Source organism: Aliisedimentitalea sp. MJ-SS2 (assembly GCF_032586155.1).
GTDB lineage: Bacteria > Pseudomonadota > Alphaproteobacteria > Rhodobacterales > Rhodobacteraceae > JAWHTC01.
Map to the genome: position 1 here is coordinate 1 of NZ_JAWHTC010000012.1, position 2,080 is coordinate 2,080.

A 2,080-nucleotide genomic window follows, 5' to 3' on the forward strand; every position below is an offset into this window, starting at 1 on the left:
ACGAGATTGAAGGTTTGGATGCAGCGGACCGGGGCCAGATCGCGCAGCAACACGCTGAAATTTTGATCTGGAAGGCGAAGACATTCGTCTTTTTGATGAAATCAGATTTGGCCTTGGAATTGTTAAGTAATGCAGAACGGGTTCTACGGACGTCTGAATTCGACGATAGTAGAGTGGTGCTCGCTAGGTTGCAGCAGACTTGGGGCATGGCGCTCGACGCTAAGGGAGAACTGGCGGCAGCAGCACAGAAATTTGCGGCAGCACAAGCGCTTCTTGACGACAACAACTTAAGACACCGAGAAGATCTGGACCCCCAAAGGGTTGCCGTTCTGTCCAACTGGGGAACTGTGCTAGAAAGAGCTCACGATTGGCCAGCTGCGTCGAAGAAATACGCGGCAACACAAGCGCTACTTGACAGCGACTTTCTGAAGTGCCGAGTAGAGTTCGACGACCGCCGTGCAGGATTGCTGACCAACTGGGGGTGGGTGCTTCATGCAAGCGGCAACCTGAAAGCAGCGCTTCAGAAATACGCAGCGGCGCAGGTGCTCTATGATGGCGAAAGCTTGAAACACCGGAAGGATGCCGACGAAGGTCGGAGCATTTTGCTGATCAATTGGGGCGGAGTGCTTGCCGCCGCAGGTGATTTGCCGGCAGCATTGCAGAAATACTCAGCTGCACAAGCGTTCCTTGAGGGCGAAAGCCTGAAGCACCGGAAAGAACTGGACGCGATTCGCGCGCTCCTTCCGTTTAATTGGGGTGTAGCGCTTCACAATGCTGGAAATCTTCCGTCGGCATTGCAGAAATTCGCGATGGCGCAGGCGCTCTACAACAGTGACAGCTTGCAACACCAGACGGAGTTGGATGTCAATCGCGCTGGATTGTTGATCAATTGGGGAGGCGCGCTTCAAGACGCTGGTGATCTGTCGGCGGCTCAGGAACAAGTCTCAGCGGCGTGGGCACTCCTTGATGGAAACAGCCTGAGGCTCCGGACCGAACTGGATGGTGAGCGTGCGCTAGCGCTGACTAACTGGGGAGGAGCGCTTCTACTTGACGGTGACCTGCCAGCGGCGCGTCAAAAATACGCGAAGGCACAGGCGCTCTATGATGGTGATACCCTTAAACACCGGACAGAGTTGGATGCCGAACGTATTAGGTTACTTGAAAACTGGGGGGCAGCACTCACTGATTCCGGGGACCTGTCTGCAGCGCTGCAAAAATACTCAGCGGCGCAGGCGCTCTATGATGGTGACAACTTAAGAAACCGGACGGACCTGGATGCGGGCCGAGCCAACCTGCTGGTGAGCTGGGGTAATTTGTTGCTCTTCGGCGGTGATCTGCCATCGACTTTGCGGAAATACGCGGCTGCACAAGCGCTCTATGACGATGACAGCCTAAGAAAAAAAAAGCAGCTAGATAATCGACGGGCTTTGCTCCTTAGCAACTGGGGTAGTGCGCTTCGGAAAACTGGCGATCTGCCGTCGGCATTGCGGAAATTCGCTGCGGCACAAACGCTCTATGAAGATGACAGTCTAAACAATCGGACGGAACTGGATGCCGATCGCGCCGGGCTGCTGAATAACTGGGGTGCGACGCTAACTGACAATGGCGATTTAACATCAGCACTCAAGAACCTCGCAGTTTCACAGGCACTCTATGACGGCGACAGTCTTAAGGATAGGTTTGAGTTGAATCCCGCGCGTGTAAGGCTTTGCATGAACTTGTACAGTGTCTACATGGCGCAGTCGCAAATTGGATTCCCCACCTCTAGACAACAGGCGATCAGCTCAATTAGTCGCGCCATCGCTTTGTGCGAAGGTTCGACGATTGGAACGGATCCCCCGATGCAGGCGCTTCGGTGCAGTGTGTACGCTCTCGCCTCCCACCTCCTTGCACATTTCCCCTCCCCCCACGTTTGGGCCCGTGACAAGAGCGGCCGGATGGTCGAGATGCTGGAACTGTCGCCACCGGAGGCAGATATTGGCAGCGCCTGGGGGGTGATGCGAGGTCACTTCGCGGAGTTTCATGCCAACTGGCTGCAGTTCTGCCTCGACAATGGCGATCACGAGGTCATCCCGGAAGT

1 protein-coding gene is annotated in these 2,080 nt (G+C 55.3%); it reads left to right on the top strand.

The genetic code is table 11. The features are described from left to right. The coding region (locus tag RXV86_RS22005; protein ID WP_316302726.1) for a hypothetical protein at positions 1-2,080 on the top strand (2,080 nt) is incomplete at both ends.